The sequence below is a fragment of the Herbaspirillum sp. GW821-FHT09A12 genome (assembly GCF_059418325.1).
In genome coordinates this window covers 66,190-86,588 of record NZ_JBWKPR010000004.1, presented here as the reverse complement: position 1 = coordinate 86,588, position 20,399 = coordinate 66,190, and the positions used below count along the sequence as shown (strand labels likewise).

Genomic DNA, 20,399 nt, shown 5'->3' with positions numbered 1-20,399 from the left:
GAACGGAATCGGTAGTTGCCATCGCCTGCGTCTTCAGCCATCGAAAAACCAGCGTCGTACAGGTCATCGTGCAAGCCCTTGATCTGCTGGGCCAGTGGAACCTTGAACAGCCGGATCTCGACCTCGGGGTCTTCCTCGCGGCATTGCGCCAACAGCGCCGGCAGGCGCGATGGCGTGATGCCATCGAACAAGGCGATGCGCAACTGACCGTGAAAGCCATTGGTGGCGGACTTGACGCTATCGCGGGCCTGCTCCAGTGCGGTAAAGACACGCGGAACGTGCTCCAGGAACAACCGCCCCGCACGGGTCAGTTGCGTGCTGCGAGTAGTGCGAACGAAAAGGCGTGCACCAAGTTCTTCCTCCAGTTCCTTGATAGAGCGGGACAACGGCGACTGGTCGATATGCAGTCGCTCGGCAGCACGAGCGAAGTGAAGTTCTTCGGCGACTGCCAAGAAACAACGAAGCTGGCGGAGTTCCATGACATTTCCTCCACGATGTACTTTTGCTTACCGGCCGCTTGTTCGAGTGCTTGTTTCGACTTTGGAGGAGAAGCAAACGCGCGATGCCCCTGTGCATGCAGGGGGGGGGCCACGAGCCCCCAGCACCATCCGGCGTGAAATGCCTCGTGAGGAGGCACGAAGGTTCTCCGGCCTTCAGCGCGAGCGACCGCAGGTTCGGCGGGCCCACAGTCGCACAGGTGGCTACTGACGCATTGACGAGAGTTCGTTCTTTCATGCTTCATGCGCCGACATACGGAGCAAACGAGTGGCTGAACTGCTGCCCGCCCTCAACCAAGCTGCGCGCAGACTGCAGGCGCTGTTGCTCATAACGGCGCAGCGCCTCTTGGCCCGCGCTGCCCCGCACCCCGTCACTCGCCGCGTCGGCGAGCGCCAAGGCATCCAGCAGGGAGGCGCCGAAGCCCTTTCCGGTCATGGGCGTCGGCACGTGTGCTGCGTCTCCGACGAGTGCAATGCGCCCGCGCGCGAGGCGGTCCGGGAGGTATTCCGCAACGGGCGTGCCGATGACGGCGCGGCGGCTAATGCAGTCTAGGATGGCGTCGCGCCACGGCGTCGGCCAGTGCTTGCGGGCCTGATCTGCGAGGTCTTGGTAGACCGCCTCGGGCACATCCCTAGCACGCAGCGTGTGTTGGACCACGTCATCGGCGACACACCCGCTCTCTTCGAGTAGTCCGTTTCTGTTGACGTCGTACCAGGCCCAGCCCAACTGGCGTGAACCTTTCTTGAGCGATCCATCCGCGCTTGGCAGCGGGTAGCCCAGCAGGATGAAATCGCCGCTGTCCAGGTAAGCGACATCGGTTGGCCAGCGAACGTTGGACGGCAGCGTGCTCTCCTGCGCCACGCCCAGCCAGATCAGGTAGCCGGCGAAGCGGGCATCTGGGCTTTGCGGGCAGACGCGCTTGCGCACCACGCTGCGATGGCCATCGGCACCGATGACGATGTCAGCGCGAAAGCGGTCACCGGCGCGGGTCATCGCCCATGCGCTGTCGTCGTCCTGATCCACGGATACCACGTCGGTGTGGGCGTAGAGGCGGATGTTCGGATCGGCGTCCGCTGCCTCGCGCAGTCCGGCGTGGACGGTGACCCAAGTTTGCACGCCGGCCGGAATCTCTTGCCCGAGCGCCGTGAGTCGAGGGCCGACGATGCGCTGCAGCAGTTTCTCCTCAACGTGGATGGCCGCGCCGGTACGCCCCGTATCGCCCGACCTTTCCAAGACGGAGACCGTCAGTCCTGCGCGCGAAAGCGCGAGCGCCGTCATGAGGCCGGATAGCGAAGCTCCGACGATGACTGCAGTGCCTGGCATGGTCGGGTCCGGCGCTGTGCGGAGAGATGTTCGTTCACTCACGGCAACGACACCCCTGTGAGTTGGGCGAGCCGGGCCAACAACTGATTCTGAAAGGTGCGATCCGACACTTCACCGGCCGGCTTCTGCCTTTTCTTGTGATGCCAGTAGCCACCGCTGACAAGCGCAGCCGCATCGCTGCTGGTGGCCAGCCACGTCTGCGTCTGGTGACCCATCTGCAGATCGTCAGGTGCACCGGCGCCGCCCATGCGTGTGGGAACCCAACCCGGGTCGACAGCGTTACTCAGTACCTCGGGCCATCTGTGTTCGAGCGCTGCCGCAAGCGCGGCGACATGGAGCTTGGTCTCGCAGTAGGCTCTGGTGGTCTGCCAGCGACGTTCGATCCAGTCGATGTCGCGCAGCGAACCTTCCCCGTCGCGATGCATGCCGCTGCTGAGGTACACCAACCGGGCCGGTCGCTCCATCAAGGCGGTGAGCAGGTACGCCGCCAACGTGTTTACGGCGAGCACCGTTGCATGGCCCTCGGGCGTATTGCCACGGCTCGTTTCCATGTAGATACCGGCGTTGTGGATAACGGCGTCCATCCGGCCGATGGCGTTGACCTGGGCGGCGAGGGCGCGGGTTTCGGCCGCACTGGCAAGGTCACCCACCACAACGGCCGCCACACCCACCAGGCTTCCCCGCAGTGAGCGGGCTCGCTCATTGGAGCGAGCATGCACGATGACTTCATGGCCGTCGGCGATGAGTTCCTGCGCCGCTGCGCGGCCCAAGCCTTCGGACGATCCGGTGATGAAAACGCGGCTCATGGGGGTACCTTTCTACGGGAGGATGGCCGGGCTCCTCAGTCGCTCACCCGGGAAGTGAAAGTGAGTGAAGGCCCGAAGGTCAGCAGCGGCCCCAGCTCTTTCATCACGCTAGCCACGTGGGCGTTGCTGGCGTGGGCATCGACCGCCGCTTGGTTGGCCCAGCCGTCGATGATGAAGAAGGTGTTGGGCTCGCTCTGCTTTTGATGAAGGTTGTAATAGAGACAACCCGCTTCGGCCCTGGCAGGCGCGACGAACTGGAGCGCGAGTTCGCGCACTCGTTCGCGATCGGCCGTTTCGCAGCGCAGCTCGCACACGATGTGGATTTCGTCCAGTCGGTTTGCAGTCATGGTGCTGCTTCCTTCAGTTCTTGCCGGCATAGACGCGGGTCATGCCGCCGTCCACCACCAGGTCGATGCCGCGGATGTACGCGCTGGCATCGGAGGCCAGGAACACCAGGGCATCGCCGATGTCTTGGGCGGAGCCGACACGGCCAGCCGGGATTTCGGTCGAAACACGTTCGACGTAGTCCGCCACCTGCTGATCGCTCATCTTCTGTTCCTTGCCGTATCCCTCGGTCGGCACCACACCGGGGCTGATGGTGTTCACGCGGATGTCGCGGTGCTTGAGGTCCGTCGTCCAGCTGCGAGCGAGTGAACGCACCGCCGCCTTGGTGGCCGCATACACCGCAAAACCCGGCAAACCCATGTCCGCCGTGATGGACGCATTGAGCACCACCGAGGCGCCATTGCGCAGCACGCCCAGCATCGTCTGCATCGTCAACACGACGCCCTTGATGTTGATGGACAACTCGCTGTCGATCTGTTCCTCGGTCAGCTCTTCGAGCGGGGTGGCATGGCCGCCGCCGGCGTTGGCGAACAGGATGTCGAGCTTGCCGTGCGCTGCCTTGATGGTGTCCGCCACACGCTGCATGTCGTTCTTGACGCTGGCGTCCGCCTGGATGCCGTGGGCGCCCTTGCCGAGCTTGGCGACAGCCAGGTCGAGAACCTCTTGCCGGCGGCCCGTGATGTAAACGGTCGCGCCGTGCTCGATCAGGCGCTTGGCCGAGCCAAAGCCGATGCCCGTCGTGCCGCCGGTGACGAGCGCAATGCGCCCTTGAAGTGTTTGTGCAGTCATCTCAGTCCCTTCAGCGGTTGACGGTCTTCATCATCTGGGCGTTGTAGCGCTCGCCCGTGACGGGCACCTTGGCCATCACCTCGGCCAGTTCCTGCAGGTCGGCCGCCGTCAGCTCGACGCTGGCGCCGCCGATGTTTTCTTCCAGCCGGTGCAGCTTGGTGGTGCCGGGGATCGGCGTGATCCAGGGTTTTTGTGCCAGCAGCCAGGCCAGGGCGACCTGCGCGGGCGTGGCGTTCTTGCGCCGGGCCACTTCGCCGATCAGCGTGACCAGGTTGTGGTTGGCCTCTCGCGCTTCGTCGGCAAAGCGCGGCAGGTTCCGGCGCACGTCGCCTTCGGCGAAGGTCGTTCCGGCGTCGATCTTGCCGGTCAGGAAGCCCTTACCCAGCGGGCTGAAGGTCACGAAGCCAATGCCCAACTCTTCCAGAGTCGGGATGATTTCCTGTTCCGGCTCGCGCGTGAACATCGAGTATTCACTCTGCAGCGCGGCCACGGGCTGGACCGCATGGGCCGCGCGGATGGCGTTCACGCCGGCTTCGCTCAGGCCGAAGTGCTTGACCTTGCCTTCCTGGATGAGGTCGCGCACGGTGCCGGCCACGTCTTCCATCGGCACGTTCGGGTCCACACGGTGCTGGTAGAACAGGTCGATGCGGTCGGTCTTCAGGCGCTTGAGCGACTGCTCGGCAACCAGGCGGATGCGGGCGGGCGTGCTGTCGAGGCCGGCGGTGGCGATGCCATCCTTGAAGCCGAACTTGGTGGCCAGGACGACTTGGTCGCGGAAGGGGGCGACGGCCTCGCCGAGCATTTCTTCATTCACCGCGCCGTAGGCTTCGGCGCTGTCGAAGAACGTGACGCCGCGCTCGAACGCGGCGCGGATCAATGCGATACCGGCCGATTTTTCGGTGGCCGGGCCATAGCCAAAGCTCAGGCCCATGCAGCCCAGGCCGATGGCGGAGACTTCAAGACCGTTCTTGCCCAGTGTGCGCTTTTGCATATTCAGTTCCTTCAGAGTTGATGGGTGCCCTCTTGGCGGTGCCGGAATGGCCCTGTCCGGAAGACATATGTGTACTTTAAGAACTTGTGGGTTATGTGAGAACCCAGCATACTTGTCTAAGCAATATGAATTCTGTTCATGACAAACCGCATAGACCTCAACAGCCTTTCTGCCTTCATCGTGGTGGCGCGCGAGCGCAGCTTCACCCGCGCCGCGGCCCAGTTGGGCGTGACCCAGTCGGCGCTGAGCCACAGCATGCGAGCACTGGAGGAGCGCATGGGCGTGCGGCTGCTGGCGCGCACCACCCGCGGTGCATCGCCGACCGAGGCGGGAGAGCGGCTGCTCTTGAGCCTGGCGCCGCACTACGAGGGCATCGAGATGGAACTGGCTGCCATCAGCGAGCTGCGCGACAAGCCTGCAGGCACCATCCGCATCACCACGCATGACCATGCGGCGTCCACCATCCTCTGGCCCAAGCTGTCAAAACTGCTGCCCGAGTACCCGGACATCCAGTTGGAAATCAACATCGGTTATGGCTTGATCGACATCGTGGCCGAGCGCTTCGACGCCGGCGTGCGCATCGGCGACCAGATTGCCAAGGACATGATTGCGGTCCGCATCTCGCCGGACTTCAGGATGGCCGTCGCGGCGTCACCGGCCTATTTTGCGAACCGGCCCCAACCCCAAACGCCGCAAGAGCTCACGCAGCACAACTGCGGCAACCTGCGCATGGCGACACATGGGGGGCTGTATGCCTGGGAGTTTGTGCAGGACGGAAGGGAGGTACATGTGCATGTATCTGGCCAGCTCATTTTCAACACCTCCACCCAGTTGCTCACCGCCGCGTTGGAAGGGTATGCATTGACCTATGCGCCCGAGGACGTCATTCAGCCGCACATCGAGGCCGGCCGCCTGGTGCGTGTGCTGGAGGAATGGAGCCCGACCTTCCCGGGCTACCACCTCTACTACCCCAGCCGCCGCCAGTCCTTGCCCGCCTTCGCGCTCGTGGTCGAAGCGCTCAAGCTGCGGGATTGAGACAGCGATACCAAGGCGGGGCCGGCCAACTTACAAAGAGGAAGAACGCGCTTGTGAACGCGCAGTACGTGCTGAACAGTTCGTTGCTGAGTAAGCGCCTATAGGGCGCGTGCAGAACAGCTACTGGGCCGTGACCAGATCAGGCAAGGACGCCATATCAATGACAAATCGATAGCGGACGTCGGAACGCTCCATGCGCTCGTAGGCCTCGCTGATCTGGTCCATGCGGATCATTTCGCAATCCGGCAAGATGTTCTTCTTCGCGCAGAATTCAAGCATTTCCTGCGTCTCGTGGATGCCGCCGATCGGCGAGCCAGCAACGCGGCGTCGGCCCAGGATCATCGGCACCGTGCTCTGCTCGGCAAGCGGGCCGATCTGGCCCACCAGAACCAGCGTGCCATCAACATCCAGCAGCGGCATGTAAGGATTGAGGTCGTGCTTGACCGGCACCGTATCAATGATGAGATCGAAACGAGACTGCGCCTTGGCCATGGCCGCCTCATCGCTGGAGATGAGCAGACGGTCAGCCCCCAGGGTCAGTGCGTCTGCTTCTTTACTCGGTGAACGGCTAAGCACGGTGACATCTGCACCGAGGCCAACCGCGAGCTTGACCGCCATATGGCCCAGGCCGCCGAGTCCAATGATGCCGACACGGCTGCCCGGGCCGACATTCCAAGTGCGCAGCGGCGAGTAGGTGGTGATGCCGGCGCACAGTAGTGGCGCGGCCTTTGACAGATCCAAGCCGGCCGGCATGCTCAGGACGAATTCCTCGCGAACCACAAGGTGCTTGGAGTAGCCGCCATAGGTGATGTCCTGAGTGAGACGGTCGCGATCGTTGTAAGTTTGGGTCATGCCATTGCGGCACAGTTGTTCCTCGCCCTTGTGACATTGATCGCAATGCTGGCAGGAATCAACCATGCAACCCACGGCAACGGCGTCGCCAATCTTGTGCTTCGTCACCTTGTCGCCGATTTCAATCACACGGCCGATGATCTCGTGGCCTGGGACGACAGGATAGGTCGTCCAGCCCCAATCGTTCCGGGCGGTATGCAAATCCGAGTGGCAGACACCGCAGTAGAGAATCTCCATGGCCACGTCGTTCGGACGCAAAGCGCGGCGCTCAAAATCGAAAGGTGCAAATGGTGAAGTGGAATTTTGCGCGGCGTAACCGGTGGTTTTCATATCTGATTTCCAAGATGGGTAGGACGGCCCCGTGATTGGGCAGCATCGGGTGGCACCGCTTCCCATGCATCAAACGTGACAGCGGTCAGGCTACGAAGCCAGTACTCGACGGCAATTCACGTCACGCGGCGAACCGTGTGAGCTTGACAAGCAGGTGTGCCGCTACTTCGCCAGTATTGGCTAGCAGCTTATGTGGCGATGATAGAAGGACCTATCCTATTGATTAAGGCCCATAACTGGCATGAAGTCATAAGCCATGCTAATCAATCAGGCCCGGCTACCAGTTAATTTCGCCATGCCGACTATTTTTTGTAGCGCAACGATTCGATTAGCAAGACAATTGCTCGCGCCGACTGGCGGCGACTCGGATAGAACAAGTGGAAGCCGGGAAATGTAGGATGCCAGTCTTCAAGTACCTTTTTGAGCCGTCCGTTGGCGACATGATCTTGTGCAATTTCCTCGGGAACAAACGCCAGTCCAAACCCCGCCAAGGTGGCCTCCAGAACCTGATAGATGCCATTGAAGACAAATTGCCCTCCGACACGGACTCTCAGTTCGCGCTTGCCTTTCTTTAGTTCCCAAGCGTAAGGCCCACCGTAAGTCGGCAAGTGCAAATTAATGCAGTCGTGCTTAGCCAGCTCCTGCGGCGTCTTTGGCTCTGGGCGCTTCGTTAGGTAGGATGGTGATCCAACGACCACGAAGCGTACATCCGGCCCAATGCGGACAGCGATCATGTCCTTGGCAACCTCGTCGCCGAGACGAACGCCCATGTCATAGCGTTCCGCAACGATGTCGGAAAAACCATAGTCGATCATCACCTCGACTCTGATGTCAGGATATTTTTCTAGGAACTTCGTCAGCTTTGGCCATAAGACCGAATTGAATGCATAGTCGGTGGTCGTGATGCGAATGGTGCCTTTGGGCTTATCCCTCAATTCAGCCACTGCGGCCAATTCGGCCTCGACTTCCTCCAGCCGAGGTGCTGCCGACAACAACAGGTGCTCTCCCGCCTCGGTAGGCGAGACGCTACGTGTCGTACGCGTTAAAAGCCTCACACCAAGACTTTCCTCGAACGCACGGATGGTCTGACTCAGGGCCGACTGAGATACGCCAAGCTGTGCGGCCGCTCGGGTGAAGCTCCGCTCCTTTGCGACGACGATGAAGGAAAGTAGATCCGTCAGATTACTGCGCGGCATTGATAAATCCCCCTTATGAGTCCATCCAGATTATATCCTCCGGACCAGGTTTCCAGAATGGAGCGATGGCGCGGCTGAGGGTGCAAGCGTAAAGACGGACCAATTACTGGCAGGGATCGATGCAGCGAGGGATAGCTCCTTAATCACCGCCCGACCGATTGGGGGCGCTTGGTCTGTGCGTCATGTAGTGCGCAGGCCAGCCGTTCCCAGCATTGAAGCATTTGGAGTCAAACTTGCCGAATTCAATTAAGAAGCCACACTTATAAGATCATGCCGATTTTGGTGTCTAGTCACGCAATGGGGCCCGCCCTATATTTTGGCAAGGGTATGTACACACAAATCCCGAAAATTTTGGAAGCGATCCCACCATGAACGAGCACACTTCGACGACGAGGAAATTTTCCTCAAACGCGGTCCTACACGCCGCTACCGCGCTGGTCACGACTGTGTCGCTGACCGCCGCCGCAGATCCCTCAACGGATGCCAAGGCGAAAGTTGAAATTACTCGTGCAGGCAGCCAGGCCTCTTACATTGGATCCAACGACACATTCACCGGCCGGGTTCGTGGAGATCCTGTCTGGCCCGGAAACGAGCACATCAATGCCTCGGGCGGTTTGGTGACGTTCGAACCTGGTGCTCATTCGGCTTGGCACGTTCACCCCGCGGGGCAACGTCTAGTGGTGGTGGCAGGCGTGGGTCGCACCCAGGAGTGGGGGCAGCCTATGCAGGAAATCCGCCCGGGTGACGTTGTCTGGTGCCCGCCTGGGGTCAAGCATTGGCATGGCGCCAGCCCTACCACGGGAATGACCCATCTTGCGGTCACCGGTTCAGTGGATGGAAAGCAAGTCCAATGGATGGAGAAAGTGACCGATGAACAATACAACGGGCGCTAGCACTCGCAAAGCCAACACACTGGTCGTGGCCTTGGTCCTGTGTCTGATTACAGGATTGATTCAAACCCCCGCAAATGCACAGGAGTCTTGCTGCATGACTATCGAAAATACCTCCGCCGAAACGCTTTCTGCCCAACAGCAGGCCATCGTTCCCATTGCTGCATTCGCTGCTGCAGGCGATATGCCTAAGTTGAGCGCGGCTTTGACCCAAGGCCTGGATGCTGGCCTTGCGATCAGTGATGCCAAGGAGGTGTTGGTGCAACTCTATGCCTACGCAGGTTTTCCGCGCAGCCTCAACGCCCTCACCGAATTGATGAAGGTTTTGGAAGAACGCCGCAAGCGTGGCATTCAGGACTCCCCTGGCTGTGAACCCAGCCATGCCATTCCTAAAGGTGATGCGCTTCGCGTTGCGGGCACGGACAACCAGACAAAGTTGGTCGGTAAGCCCGTGCAAGGGCCGCTGTTTGATTTTGCGCCCGCCATTGGCGAGTACCTGCAGACCCATCTGTTTGGCGACATCTTCGAGCGTGACAACCTCGACTGGAAAAAACGAGAGCTTGCCACCGTGGGCATGCTGTCCGCACTGCCCGGAGCCGAAGCACAACTGCAATCACACATGGGTATCAGCATGAATGTGGGCATCACGGCCGCTCAGCTGCGTCACCTCACTCAACTGCTGGCCGACCGCGTAGGTCCCGAGAACGCTCGGCGTGGCAAAGAGGCTTTGGCGCGGCTGCTTGCCGCGCAGCCCGGCAAGTGATGTCTTATCTGACTTCAAAAAAGCGCAGTTCATATGTACGCAGTCTTCGTAAGTCAGGGTGCCATCTCGGGAGATGAGCCTCAAAGGTGACGCACATGGTCAAAGCAATTAAATGCCTGGCGGCAGCTGCCCCACTCATAGTTTTCTCTGCTTGCGGAAATATTGCGGCGGACAACCAAGCTTCCGCCGCTGGATGGTCCGCATCCCAAGATCGAATTACCGTGGGAGCTGACGCCGAGCCTCGCGGGTACTTGATTGCTAACTTCACGGTTTTTAATGAAGGACCTTTCAATCAGTACCGCAGCGACGTTGGGAAATTCTTCAGCAACTTCCAGGGCAAGATGATCATGAGGGATACGAATGCTATAGCCATGGAAGGCGATGCCGCTAAACAAGTCATGGCGATCATCGAATTCGAGAATATCGGTGCGGCGAAGAAATATTACTTCTCTCCTGAATATACCGCTGCCAAAAAAAATCGTATCACCGCAACCGACAGCGTTGTTGCATTGGCCTCGGGCGTTCAGGGTGTGGTCTCAGAGCAAACGAACCCCGCTCGTGGATATCTGATTGTGAACTACTCCAGGCGGGACATTGTTGCCGTCAATGAGCATCTGGAGAAAATCAAACCTTTGCTCGAAACCTACAACGGGCGATTTATTTCATCTGATGGGAATGCGGAAGTGGTAGAGGGTTCTCGCGACCAACTTTTGGCAATCATTGACTTTCCTGGCATTTCATATGCAACGAAGTTCTATCGATCCCTCGAATACACCGCATTGCGTCAATCGCAACTCCCGAACATCCCGGTCACCATCGTGATCGGCAACGGTATGCCCGGCTGACGTTTCTCCTTCTCCTGCTCTGCGAGACCTTCTGCCACTACCGAGAAAGATCAATCCATGACAAGCCCATCCATCAACGAATTCACCAGCAGCGGTCATTCTTGTGCAGATGACTTAGACAGCCCAATCGCAGGCGAGTGTACAAACAATCGTCGTCGCTTTCTCAGAATGAGCGCGACTCTAAGTGCCGCCTCAATTGCTGCTCCGTTCGGCGCCGACGCCGCCACAGGTAATACCTCGCCCCGGAAGAATTCTTCACCGACATCGTCAAAGACAAGAGTCTTGGGACGCGGCGACTACCGCCTTGAGGTCTCCTCCATGGGCCTAGGGTGCATGGGAATGACCTACCACCGTGGGCTGGTTCCAAGCCGCGAGGTCTCGATTCGCTTGATCCGCGATGCTTTCGAGGCCGGCGTCACGTTCTTCGATACGGCGGAAGTGTACGGCCCCAATAACAATGAGGAACTGGTCGGAGAAGCCGTCGCTCCGATACGGAATGAAATTGTTCTAGTCACAAAATTCGGCTTCCAGATTGAGAATGGAAAAATTGGAGGTCTCAATAGCCGCCCTGAACAAATTCGGCGTGCAACTGAGGGCTCCCTGAAAAGGCTGAAAACAGATCGTATCGATCTGCTGTACCAGCATCGCATCGATCCCCGTGTTCCGATGGAGGATGTCGCCGGCACAGTGAAGGACCTTATCCGCGAAGGCAAAGTTCGGCGCTTTGGTCTTTGCGAGGCAGACCCCGACTCAATCAGGAGAGCGCATAAGGTATTGCCCGTGACGGCCCTGCAGAGCGAATTCTCATTGATGTACCGGGAACCACTGACTCAAATCTTTCCGACCCTGCAGGAACTTGGGATCGGCTTCGTCCCATACAGCCCTGTGGGGCGTGGCTTCCTAACCGGCATGATCAATCAGAACACCAAGTTCTATCCTGAAAATGACAATAGACCGGATCTGCCGCGCTTCAAGACCGAGAGCATTGCATCAAACTGGCCACTTATCACCGCAATGTACGAGTTCGGACATCAACGCGGCTTGACGATCGCTCAGGTCGCCTTGGCGTGGTTGTCGGCTCAGGAGATTGGAATGGTGCCCATACCTGGAACGACGAAGCTGGCGCATCTAAGAGAGAACCTGGCGTCGGCAGCATTTCAATTCTCACCGGATGAGCTTCTGGCATTCAACGGCGCCATATCGAAGATCAGAATTTATGGCGAAAGATATAGTCCGGAACAAGCTGCTGGGGGCAATGTAGCGCTATAGGACGCATTCGGAAGATCCGCTGCGCACTTCCTTCCAGTTGCAACCATCCCCCTATGAATCGGGGGATGGCCATTGGAAATTAATGTCCACATCCTGCCCGGAAGCCTGTTACCTACGTTTGAGGTCGCGGGGTGCATCGACGCGATGGCACTGGATTTTTTAGAACTTTTCTATGCCCAGCAGAATTCAGAATTTCAAGATTACCCGGCGCAGTCTCATGATCAATGCGGCCGCTATGGCGGCAGGAATGGTAGCGGCAATCAAGGGGAACACTTCGCCCAACCAGACAGCGAGCGCATCGGCAAATGGTGGAGCTTCTGCACGCATATTGATAACCGGGTCCTCTGACGGATTGGGCATGCTCGCGGGCAATATCCTCGCAACCGGTGGTCATCGTGTCATTCTGCATGCACGGAATGCGCAGCGAGCCGAGGCCACCCGCAAGGCGCTGCCCGCTTGCGAGGCCGTCGTCATTGGCGACGTCTCAAGCCTGGCCGGCATGCGCACGGTTGCGGAGCAGGTCAACGCAATGGGGCGGTGTGACGCCGTCATCCACAACGTCGGCATTGGCGATCGTGAGCCCCGGCGTATTGAAACTATGGATGGGTTGTCCCATCTGTTTGCCATCAACGTTGTTGCTCCCTATTTACTGACTGCGTTGATCACCCGGCCCGAGCGATTGATCTACTTGAGTTCGAGCATGCACATGGGGGGTAATGCCAGTTTGGAAGATCCGCAGTGGAGCAAGCGCAGTTGGAACGGATCCCAAGCGTACTCTGATAGTAAGTTGTTTGATCTGATCTTGGCGATGGGAGTGGCCCGGCGCTGGCCCGATGTTCGTTCCAACGCGGTAGAACCCGGCTGGGTTCCGACCCGAATGGGGGGCGCCCATGCACCTGACGACCTTTCTGAAGGGGCTGTCACCCAAGCCTGGCTGGCGTCGAGCAATGATTCCGCCGCGCTCGTCACCGGCCAGAATTTCTACCACAAGAAGCCACAGCGAATGCTTCCTGTCGCGCGAGACAAAGATGTGCAAGATCGATTGTTCGATTATTTGCGTGGCATTACAGGTACCTCGATCACCTGACCTATCTCGCGGCACCCATTCTCCTGCCTCTATTTTTCATTGACGCATATGGGACTGGTGTAAGGCGCCGGCTCAGGTGTCTTCGAACCATTTTGAATCATCGGACATGGGGCACATTCGATAGCGCCTGTCCTGAGCGAAGGAACGCACTTATGTCATCAAGAAGGCTCTTTCCGGGGAGCGAGAGCGGCCTTGTGGCCAGGATTCGGAAAATAATCGACATGCGTCCAGACGAGACAAGCGCCGTTGCTTGGTCGTGGCTCTATGTCTTTTCGCTATTCCTAGCTTACTACGTCTTGCGTCCCATACGGGACGAACTCGGCGTGGCTGGCGGAGTTCGGAATCTCCCTTGGCTCTTTACAGGGACGCTGCTGGTGATGCTCGCCGTGAATCCCCTGTTTGCATTCGCTGTACGTCGCTGGCCACGTGAGCGCTTCATCGCCATCGCCTACAGATTCTTTGCAGCGAATCTATTGGTATTCATGGTACTGCTCCAGGCGGCAGCGCCGGAACATCACGTTTGGATCGGGCGGGCGTTCTTCATTTGGGTCTCAGTCTTCAATCTCTTTGTTGTCTCGGTTTTCTGGTCTTTTGTCGTTGATGTATTCAACGCGGAGCAGGGAAAGCGGCTCTTTGGCTTCCTGGCGACTGGTGCTACGGCAGGCGGAATCGCAGGCGCAAGTCTGACTTCGGGGCTAGTGGAAAAAATCGGGCAGGATTGGTTGCTTCTCGCTTCGATCCTGTTTCTTGAAATCGCCGTCTTCGCGTCCCGCCGCCTTTCTTCGTTCAGCGACGCATTCCAGCGCCCCACTAAAACTGACCTCCATGCCCCGATTGGTGGCGGCATCTTCGCCGGGATTTCGCACACCTTGCGCTCTCCATATTTGTTGGGGATAGCGTTCTTTATTCTCTTCTATTCAGTCACTTCTACATTCCTGTATTTCCAGCAAGCAACCATCGCGGAGGCGCACTTCACGGACCGAGGGGCGCGCACAGCCTTCTTCGCCGATATCGACTTTTGGGTAAACGCCGTTACGTTGTTCTTCCAACTATTCTTGACAGGGCGCCTGGTTGGGATGTTTGGTGTGGCCGTGACGTTGTGTGTGCTGCCTCTTTTCAGCGTAGTTGGGTTCGCAGCCTTGGCCACCGCTCCAGCGATAGGAGTTTTTGTCGCAGTGCAAGTTGCTCGCCGCGTAAGTAACTTTGCGCTGTCCCGGCCGACGCGCGAGGTTCTTTTCACCGCCGTGCGGAGGGAGGATCGCTACAAGGCTAAGAACTTCATCGACACCGTCGTCTATCGCCTCGGCGATCAGGTCGGAAGTTGGACTTATGCGGCGCTCGCCGGGTTGTTCGGGCTCAGCATGACAGGAATCGCTGTGATTGCCGTTCCTCTCTCCGCTCTTTGGCTGGCGCTGTCAGTCTGGCTAGGCCGGCAGCACCGGCGCCGCAACAATGACGCCAACGAGGTGGCTCTGGATGCACCTTTGCAGGCGCGTGACGCCATCTGAGGCCCGACCCTGATGAATCGCAGAAACCTGCTCGCGTTCGCGCTTTCCGCGCCTTTAGCACTTCCCTTTGCGCGTGCACAGACGCCGTCATCCGCAAGCTATCGCCAGTTGCAGGTCGGCCGTAACGAACCCATCCTTGAACCGGATCTCCCGATCATCGACGCACACCACCATCTGTTCGACCGGCCCGGCCTGCGCTACATGATCGACGACTACCTGGCCGACACGAACGCAGGCCATCGCGTGGTTGCCTCGGTGTACGTGGAGACTTTGGTCTTCGCTCGGACGCATGGCTCAGAAATGCTGCGGCCACTGGGCGAAATCGAGTTCGCCAACGGCATTGGCGCGATGTGCGAGAGCGGACGATACGGCTGTCGGGCCTGTGCCGCGATCGTGGGCCACGCAGATTTCCGGCTTGGTGACCAAGTGGCTGGGTTGCTGGACAGTGCGATGGAGCGTGCGCCTGATCGGTTCCGGGGAGTGCGCCAAGTCACCATGGAACACCCCTCTGAAGCGCCGTATCGGTTCATTCCGAACAGGCCGCCGGGCGGCGTGATGAAGAGCGCAGGCTTTCAGCCCGCCTTCGCCCACCTCGCCAAACGGGGCTTGAGTTTCGACGCCGCCGTGTTTCATCACCAGTTGCCGGAGGTGATCGCGCTGGCGGATGCCTTCCCCGATACAACCATCGTTCTGAACCACTGTGGCCAAGCCATGGCGATGGACATGGATGAGCTGGCGAGGCAACAGGTGTTCCGCGAGTACAGCAGACTAATGACCGAGGCAGGCCGGCGTCCGAATATCTACTGCAAGGTGGGGGGGCTGGGGATGCCCTTCTGGGGCTTCCGATTCGAGGAGCGCAATGACTCAATCGGATATCGAGAGCTTGCGACGGCTTGGCGTCCCTATGTGGAGACCACTATCGAGGCCTTTGGTGCCGGCCGCTGCCTGATGGAAAGCAACTATCCCCCGGATGGCCGATCAGCCGGCTTCGTACCGCTTTGGAACGCCCTAAAGCACATTGTGCGCTCCGCATCGGCTGAAGACAAGGCCGCGTTGTTCCACGGCACGGCGGCGAAGGTCTACCGTATTCCTCTACCCGATGTGGATGCCGAGAAGGCATCGGCTACATAACTGTATCTGTTGAGGTGAGCAGCGATAGAGGACTCTTACTGCTGCGAAGGTGCATGCGTTACATGCGGCAAGGCTGTTCGCGAAATCGATGGCTCGGAGTCTGAGAGCGCAGGAATTTTGGTCAACCTGGCGAGATTCCACGCTTCAGGCTAACTTCCCAAGATGCTCCACCCGCTCGCACCGTGGCGGCAAGGGGTTGCCCCAGCCGCTGCTCGATCACTGGCTTCCACGGCACCAGGCTGAAACCCATGCCGTCATCGAGCATCGCGTAGCGCCCGCTGGCGAGCATGACGCTGCGCCGGTAGATACCGACCACACGCTGCCCATCGGCCACCGGACGATGCTCCAGGCCGGTTTCGGCGGCAATGTCCTTCGCAGCCTGCGCCAACTCCCGGTTGCGTAGCGTGCCTAGCAGGTTGCGCGCCAGGATCACCCGCTGCCCGCGCCGTTCGGCCAGCCCCTGTTCGGCCAGGAAGTCGGCGCGCTGCTGCATCGCCTGTTTTGCCTCGCCGCTAAAGCCCAGGTCGCCCAGTCCCTTGCCGCCGCCGATCAACTGCTGGTCGAGCCAGGTGGCCCCGATCACGCGCGCCTGCTGCTCGATGGGCAAGTGCGATTTCAGCTCCACGGACACGCCGCCCAGGCGCCGCGCGTCGTAGCGGCGGCCCTGCTCGGGCAGGTCGTCCGGTACCTTCCATAGCCCTTCGGCCACGCGCTCCACGATGCCGGCGCGGCGCAGGGCTTCCAGCCGGCGGACATGGGCTGCCCTACTTCCTGCGGATCGCGGCCCGGCATGGCCTGACCCTGCGCGATGACGAGGTGATGGTCAGTGCGATACAGCCCATCGTTCGCCAGCGCGGCGATGTTCCTGTCCGCCGCGCGCACATCGGCCGATCCCTTCACCTCCACCACGGCCCCGGTCGGATAGTTCGCCAGTTCGTCGCGGGCATTGAGTGCGACGTAGTGCGCCTTGCCGTCCACGCCGTCGATGACCAGATAGCCTCGGTCGCGTAGTTCGTCGGCCAGCCCCTTCGCGGCCACGCGGCCGAGGATGGTTCGGCCATCGTCGCCCGGCTCGAACACCGCCAGCTCGCGCGGCTCGCCGCGCATGGCCCGCTGCATGGTACGGATGATGTCGCCGCGTTCGCCCAGGGCGCGCAAGGTCTTTTCCGCATCGGCATGGACGGCCCAGGCGCCGGGCTGCGCCTCCTCGGCCAGGCCCAGGCGCTGCAAGCGTTGCAGGCGGCCGATCAGCAGCAGGCGCTGGCGTTGCAGCGTCGGTTCGTTGAAGCGTTCGATCTGCACCCGGCCATCCTTGCCGGCCTCGCGCTGCAACGTGCGGTCGAGGCTCGTCCACCGCTCTTGCTCCACCTCGCGCTGCAAGGTCTGCTGGATCTCCAGCTCGGTGCGCGGCCCCAGCCATTCGGTCGCCAGCTCAGCGGCGCGATGGCGGAAGCCGTCGGCGATGTAGTCGCCCGCGATGATGAGGTCTTTACCGGTATCGTCGCGCCCGCGCACGACGATGTGCGTGTGCGGGTTGTCGGTGTTCCAGTGGTTCACGGCCACCCAATCGAGGCCCGTGCCCAGGTCGGCCTCCATGCGCTGCATCAGGTGCCGCGTGTAAGTGCGCAGGTCTTCCAGATCCGCGCCGTCCTCCGGCGAGAGGATGAAGCGGAAATGGTGCCGGTCGTCGGCGCAGCGTTCCTTGAAGGCATCGAGGTCGGCGGTATCGGTCTGCGACCCATAGGCTTGGCCCGGCTCTCCAGCCCCTCAGCTTCCAGCGTCTCCAGATGGCGGAAGATCAGCACCAATTCATCGTCAATGATGAGTCGGGTTTCCTTGCCAGGCGGGTACATGGGGACGTGACGGCACGGATTCGTGCCGTCCGGGCGGAAGCCCCACACCTCGGACAGATTGAACATCTTGCGCAGCACGCCGAAAGTTTTGTTCGCCTCGGTCGGCTTGTAGGCCAGCTTCTCCATCAGCCCGGCAATATCGGGCCGCTTCACCTCATGCACCTTCTTGCGGCCCAGTAGAGGGATGATGTTGCGGTCGATGACGCCCTGATAGCCATCCTGCGTGCTGACCTTGTTGCGCTTCTTGGAGTAGTCCTCCATGAACTTCTTGCACAGCGCCTCCATCGTGGGCGCCTTGCGCGCCTCGGCGAGCCAGTCCTGAGCCTTGACCCGTGCCTGTTCGACGGTCAGTTCCCCGTACAACCCCAGCGAGGGCTTGCGAGGCTGCCCGGCGTTCGTGCGGTACTGGAGCATGAACACCTTCCGGCCCGCCGGGGTAATCTTGCACAGGAAGCCGGGCACCACGGTATCCCGCAGTTCGACGTCCTTGGACTGGGGTTGTGCCGCCTCCACGGCGGTCTTTGTGAGCTTGATCTTTGCCATGATGACTCCTTGGAACGACCCGGATTCCAGGAGCCAGATAGGAGCGGCGCGAGGGGAAACCGGATCAAGTTTCGGAAAACACCGGCATATGATGGACGCGCGTAAGTTATTGATAAACCTGCTGTATCGAGCTACGGCGCAGTCCAGCAAAGTACCGGGCTGGAGTCATCGTGAAACAAAAAAAGCGCGGGTCGGAAACGGCCCGCGCTTTTTCATTGGGCTTGCGGTTCAGGCCAGCAGGCGGCCCAGCGCGCCATTGACCAGCGCGCCGCCGATGACCAGCCAGGCGAACAGGATGGCGCCCAGGATCATCGGCTTCATCCCCGCATTGCGAATTGCCGACAGGTGGGTGGTCAGGCCCAGCGCGGCCATCGCCATGGCCAGCAGCAGCGTGTCGGCCTGCAGCACCAGTTGGGCCACGGCGGCGGGCAGCGGCAGCACCGAATTGAGCAGCACCACGCCGATGAAGGCGAAGGCGAACCAGGGGATGGACAGCTTGCCGCGTTGGCCGGAAGAAGACGGGCCGGCCTTCATCGACAGCATCAGCAGGAACGGCGCCAGCATCATCACCCGGACCATCTTGGTGATCACCGCGGTGTCGGCGGTGTGCTGGTCGATCGAGCGCGCGGCGGCCAGCACTTGCGCCACTTCATGCACGGTGGAGCCGATGTAGATGCCGAAGTCGGGCAGGCGCGCGCCCCATGCCGGTTCTGCCTGCAGGGTGTAGAGCAGCGGATAGAGGAAGATCGCCAGCGAACCGAAGATGACCACGGTCGATATCGCTACCGTCACCTGTTCGCTGCGCGCGCGCAGCACCGGTTCGGTCGCCATCACCGCCGCCGCGCCGCAGATCGAACTGCCGGCGCCGATCAGCAAGGCGGCGTCGCGCTCCAGCTTCAGCAGTTTCACGCCGGCCAGCCAGGCCAGGCCGAAGGTGGAGAGCAGCATGGCGGCGTCGATGGCCACGCCGGCCAGGCCGACATGGGAGATGTCCTGCAGCGTCAGGCGGAAACCGTACAGGATGATGCCGGCGCGCAGCAGGGTTTGCTTGGACAAGCGCACGCCATCACCGCACAGCGCTGCGATGCGCGGGTAGAGGGTGTTGCCCAGCACGATGCCCAGCACGATGGCCACCGTCAGCGCCGAAAAGCCATGCTCTTGCAGCCAGGCGACATCGCCCAGGCGCATGGCGGCCCAGGCCACGGCGGCCCAGGCCACGGCGGCCGACAGGGCGAGGCCGGGCAGGGCCGGCGGCAGGGTTTGGAGATGGCTGGCGGTACGCATTTGGCTCTCTGCTTGGGTATTTTTTATGATGGCTGGACTTTACGCGCCGGCGATATAAAAGAAAAACGCGTTATTTTGTTAATATCAACCTGTTTATCTGGTTGATGTTATCTAGTTGATTTCAGGCCGGCCGCAATCGGTGCAATCATGAAAATTACCCTGAGGCAGTTGCAAATCTTCCTGGCGGTGGCGCAATCCGGTTCCACCACGGCGGCGGCCGGGCTGGTCGCGTTGTCGCAGTCGGCCGCCAGCGCTTCGCTCAATGAGCTGGAGAGCCTGCTCGGCGTGCAATTGTTCGACCGCGTCGGCAAGCGCCTGGTGTTGAACGACAGCGGCCGGCTGTTGCTGCCGCAGGCGCGCCACATGCTGGACGCGGCGCACACCATCGAGCGCCAGTTCGCCGACCCGGCTTCCGGCAGCGAATTGCACATCGGCGCTTCCACCACCATCGGCAGCTACATGCTGCCGGCCATGATCGCGGCCTACCGCAAACTCCATGCCGGAGCGCGCGTGCGTGCGCTGGTGGCCAACACGGCCGACATCGTCGATGCGGTGGTCAATTTCGACGTCGATGCGGGATTGATCGAAGGGCCGTGCCACGCCAGCGATGTCAGTGTGGAGCCCTGGATGACCGACGAACTGATCGTGGTGGCGGCGCCGCATCATCCCATCGCCGCCGGCGGCCGCAAGATCAGTTTCAAGATGCTGCGCGAGGCCGACTGGCTGTTGCGCGAAGCGGGTTCCGGCACGCGCGAGGCGGTCGAGCATGCGCTGATTCCCTACCTGCACTACCTGCCATCCTCATTCGAGTTCGGCAATTCGGAAGCGATCAAGCGCGCCACGGCCGAAGGCCTGGGCATCAGTTGCCTGTCGCGCGCGGTGGTGGAAGACCTGATCGAATCGGGCAAGCTGGTGGAATTGGCGACGCCGTTGCCGATCTTGCGCCGGCATTTCTACATGGTGGTCAGCAACCATCGGGCGCCATCGCCCAGCCTGGCGGCGTTGCTGGACTTTTGCCGCGCGTGGGCGCGCAGGCATGGGGGCGCCTGAACCGCGCGCGG

At 60.6% G+C, this 20,399-nt stretch carries 18 protein-coding genes and 3 pseudogenes; 10 read left to right on the top strand and 11 right to left on the bottom strand.

The window, feature by feature from the left end; genetic code table 11:
• Nucleotides 1-17: 17 nt before the first annotated feature.
• From AC07N6_RS12580 to AC07N6_RS12555, 6 genes and pseudogenes are all read right to left on the bottom strand, one after another.
• Nucleotides 18-479, bottom strand: a pseudogene (locus AC07N6_RS12580) (LysR family transcriptional regulator); the annotation flags it as partial.
• A gap of 259 nt (nucleotides 480-738) precedes the next feature.
• Nucleotides 739-1,821 (bottom strand): FAD-dependent monooxygenase, encoded by a 1,083-nt coding sequence (locus AC07N6_RS12575; protein WP_494781642.1) that lies wholly within the window; start codon nucleotides 1,819-1,821, stop codon nucleotides 739-741.
• A 38-nt stretch (nucleotides 1,822-1,859) separates the two neighbouring features.
• Complete coding sequence (locus AC07N6_RS12570; protein WP_342738233.1) at nucleotides 1,860-2,627, bottom strand: SDR family NAD(P)-dependent oxidoreductase; 768 nt, start codon at nucleotides 2,625-2,627, stop codon at nucleotides 1,860-1,862.
• Nucleotides 2,628-2,662: 35 nt separating this feature from the next.
• Nucleotides 2,663-2,974, bottom strand: a complete 312-nt coding sequence (locus AC07N6_RS12565) for a putative quinol monooxygenase (RefSeq protein ID WP_494781643.1) — start codon at nucleotides 2,972-2,974, stop codon at nucleotides 2,663-2,665.
• A gap of 13 nt (nucleotides 2,975-2,987) precedes the next feature.
• A complete protein-coding gene (locus AC07N6_RS12560; RefSeq protein ID WP_494781644.1) occupies nucleotides 2,988-3,761 on the bottom strand; it encodes an SDR family oxidoreductase in 774 nt (257 codons plus the stop codon).
• A gap of 10 nt (nucleotides 3,762-3,771) precedes the next feature.
• Complete coding sequence (locus AC07N6_RS12555) at nucleotides 3,772-4,752, bottom strand: aldo/keto reductase (RefSeq protein ID WP_494781645.1); 981 nt, start codon at nucleotides 4,750-4,752, stop codon at nucleotides 3,772-3,774.
• Nucleotides 4,753-4,890: 138 nt separating this feature from the next.
• Here AC07N6_RS12555 and AC07N6_RS12550 point away from each other — a divergent pair, with 138 nt between their 5' ends.
• The gene (locus AC07N6_RS12550) at nucleotides 4,891-5,787 is read left to right on the top strand and encodes a LysR family transcriptional regulator (protein WP_494781646.1); all 897 of its coding nucleotides are present in this window, start codon (nucleotides 4,891-4,893) and stop codon (nucleotides 5,785-5,787) included.
• 120 nt (nucleotides 5,788-5,907) lie between these two features.
• On the opposite strand, the gene AC07N6_RS12545 is transcribed toward AC07N6_RS12550, so the two are convergent.
• The gene (locus AC07N6_RS12545) at nucleotides 5,908-6,969 is read right to left on the bottom strand and encodes an NAD(P)-dependent alcohol dehydrogenase (protein WP_494781647.1); all 1,062 of its coding nucleotides are present in this window, start codon (nucleotides 6,967-6,969) and stop codon (nucleotides 5,908-5,910) included.
• A gap of 302 nt (nucleotides 6,970-7,271) precedes the next feature.
• Nucleotides 7,272-8,165, bottom strand: coding sequence for a LysR family transcriptional regulator (locus AC07N6_RS12540; protein ID WP_494781648.1), 894 nt, complete (start codon nucleotides 8,163-8,165; stop codon nucleotides 7,272-7,274).
• A 368-nt stretch (nucleotides 8,166-8,533) separates the two neighbouring features.
• Here AC07N6_RS12540 and AC07N6_RS12535 point away from each other — a divergent pair, with 368 nt between their 5' ends.
• The 8 genes from AC07N6_RS12535 to AC07N6_RS12500 all read left to right on the top strand — a co-directional run bounded on the left by AC07N6_RS12535 (nucleotide 8,534) and on the right by AC07N6_RS12500 (nucleotide 15,658).
• Nucleotides 8,534-9,058, top strand: a complete 525-nt coding sequence (locus AC07N6_RS12535; protein WP_494781649.1) for a (R)-mandelonitrile lyase — start codon at nucleotides 8,534-8,536, stop codon at nucleotides 9,056-9,058.
• A gap of 94 nt (nucleotides 9,059-9,152) precedes the next feature.
• The gene (locus AC07N6_RS12530; protein WP_494781650.1) at nucleotides 9,153-9,818 is read left to right on the top strand and encodes a carboxymuconolactone decarboxylase family protein; all 666 of its coding nucleotides are present in this window, start codon (nucleotides 9,153-9,155) and stop codon (nucleotides 9,816-9,818) included.
• Between the two features lie 95 nt (nucleotides 9,819-9,913).
• The gene (locus tag AC07N6_RS12525) at nucleotides 9,914-10,663 is read left to right on the top strand and encodes a DUF1330 domain-containing protein (protein WP_494781651.1); all 750 of its coding nucleotides are present in this window, start codon (nucleotides 9,914-9,916) and stop codon (nucleotides 10,661-10,663) included.
• A gap of 318 nt (nucleotides 10,664-10,981) precedes the next feature.
• Nucleotides 10,982-11,932 carry an aldo/keto reductase gene (locus AC07N6_RS12520; protein ID WP_494781727.1) on the top strand — a complete coding sequence of 317 codons (951 nt, stop codon included), beginning with the start codon at nucleotides 10,982-10,984 and terminating at the stop codon, nucleotides 11,930-11,932.
• A gap of 72 nt (nucleotides 11,933-12,004) precedes the next feature.
• Nucleotides 12,005-12,280, top strand: coding sequence for a hypothetical protein (locus AC07N6_RS12515; RefSeq protein WP_494781652.1), 276 nt, complete (start codon nucleotides 12,005-12,007; stop codon nucleotides 12,278-12,280).
• A gap of 10 nt (nucleotides 12,281-12,290) precedes the next feature.
• On the top strand, nucleotides 12,291-13,019 hold the full coding sequence (locus AC07N6_RS12510) for an SDR family oxidoreductase (protein WP_494781653.1): 729 nt from the start codon (nucleotides 12,291-12,293) through the stop codon (nucleotides 13,017-13,019).
• Between the two features lie 221 nt (nucleotides 13,020-13,240).
• Nucleotides 13,241-14,527, top strand: a complete 1,287-nt coding sequence (locus AC07N6_RS12505) for an NTP/NDP exchange transporter (protein WP_494781654.1) — start codon at nucleotides 13,241-13,243, stop codon at nucleotides 14,525-14,527.
• A gap of 12 nt (nucleotides 14,528-14,539) precedes the next feature.
• Nucleotides 14,540-15,658: an amidohydrolase family protein gene (locus tag AC07N6_RS12500; protein WP_494781655.1), complete on the top strand. Its 1,119-nt coding sequence runs from the start codon at nucleotides 14,540-14,542 to the stop codon at nucleotides 15,656-15,658.
• 121 nt (nucleotides 15,659-15,779) lie between these two features.
• Here AC07N6_RS12500 and AC07N6_RS12495 read toward each other — a convergent pair.
• From AC07N6_RS12495 to AC07N6_RS12485, 3 genes and pseudogenes are all read right to left on the bottom strand, one after another.
• Nucleotides 15,780-17,419: pseudogene (locus AC07N6_RS12495) on the bottom strand (DUF3363 domain-containing protein); the annotation flags it as partial.
• Nucleotides 17,389-18,054, bottom strand: a pseudogene (locus tag AC07N6_RS12490) (site-specific integrase family protein); the annotation flags it as partial. The pseudogenes AC07N6_RS12495 and AC07N6_RS12490, both read right to left, overlap by 31 nt.
• Nucleotides 18,055-18,282: 228 nt before the next feature.
• On the bottom strand, nucleotides 18,283-19,338 hold the full coding sequence (locus AC07N6_RS12485) for a YeiH family protein (protein ID WP_494781656.1): 1,056 nt from the start codon (nucleotides 19,336-19,338) through the stop codon (nucleotides 18,283-18,285).
• A gap of 147 nt (nucleotides 19,339-19,485) precedes the next feature.
• Between AC07N6_RS12485 and AC07N6_RS12480 the strand changes: the two genes are divergently transcribed.
• Nucleotides 19,486-20,388 carry a LysR family transcriptional regulator gene (locus AC07N6_RS12480; protein WP_494781657.1) on the top strand — a complete coding sequence of 301 codons (903 nt, stop codon included), beginning with the start codon at nucleotides 19,486-19,488 and terminating at the stop codon, nucleotides 20,386-20,388.
• Nucleotides 20,389-20,399: the final 11 nt, after the last annotated feature.

Coding starts and splice junctions, on each gene's coding strand:
- AC07N6_RS12535 (WP_494781649.1), top strand. CDS start 8,534: ATGAACGAGCACACTTCGACGACGAGGAAATTTTCCTCAAACGCGGTC.
- AC07N6_RS12480 (WP_494781657.1), top strand. CDS start 19,486: ATGAAAATTACCCTGAGGCAGTTGCAAATCTTCCTGGCGGTGGCGCAA.
- AC07N6_RS12485 (WP_494781656.1), bottom strand. CDS start 19,338: ATGCGTACCGCCAGCCATCTCCAAACCCTGCCGCCGGCCCTGCCCGGC.
- AC07N6_RS12520 (WP_494781727.1), top strand. CDS start 10,982: ATGGGCCTAGGGTGCATGGGAATGACCTACCACCGTGGGCTGGTTCCA.
- AC07N6_RS12560 (WP_494781644.1), bottom strand. CDS start 3,761: ATGACTGCACAAACACTTCAAGGGCGCATTGCGCTCGTCACCGGCGGC.
- AC07N6_RS12505 (WP_494781654.1), top strand. CDS start 13,241: ATGCGTCCAGACGAGACAAGCGCCGTTGCTTGGTCGTGGCTCTATGTC.
- AC07N6_RS12555 (WP_494781645.1), bottom strand. CDS start 4,752: ATGCAAAAGCGCACACTGGGCAAGAACGGTCTTGAAGTCTCCGCCATC.
- AC07N6_RS12575 (WP_494781642.1), bottom strand. CDS start 1,821: ATGCCAGGCACTGCAGTCATCGTCGGAGCTTCGCTATCCGGCCTCATG.
- AC07N6_RS12545 (WP_494781647.1), bottom strand. CDS start 6,969: ATGAAAACCACCGGTTACGCCGCGCAAAATTCCACTTCACCATTTGCA.
- AC07N6_RS12525 (WP_494781651.1), top strand. CDS start 9,914: ATGGTCAAAGCAATTAAATGCCTGGCGGCAGCTGCCCCACTCATAGTT.
- AC07N6_RS12510 (WP_494781653.1), top strand. CDS start 12,291: ATGCTCGCGGGCAATATCCTCGCAACCGGTGGTCATCGTGTCATTCTG.
- AC07N6_RS12530 (WP_494781650.1), top strand. CDS start 9,153: ATGACTATCGAAAATACCTCCGCCGAAACGCTTTCTGCCCAACAGCAG.
- AC07N6_RS12565 (WP_494781643.1), bottom strand. CDS start 2,974: ATGACTGCAAACCGACTGGACGAAATCCACATCGTGTGCGAGCTGCGC.
- AC07N6_RS12500 (WP_494781655.1), top strand. CDS start 14,540: ATGAATCGCAGAAACCTGCTCGCGTTCGCGCTTTCCGCGCCTTTAGCA.
- AC07N6_RS12550 (WP_494781646.1), top strand. CDS start 4,891: ATGACAAACCGCATAGACCTCAACAGCCTTTCTGCCTTCATCGTGGTG.
- AC07N6_RS12540 (WP_494781648.1), bottom strand. CDS start 8,165: ATGCCGCGCAGTAATCTGACGGATCTACTTTCCTTCATCGTCGTCGCA.
- AC07N6_RS12570 (WP_342738233.1), bottom strand. CDS start 2,627: ATGAGCCGCGTTTTCATCACCGGATCGTCCGAAGGCTTGGGCCGCGCA.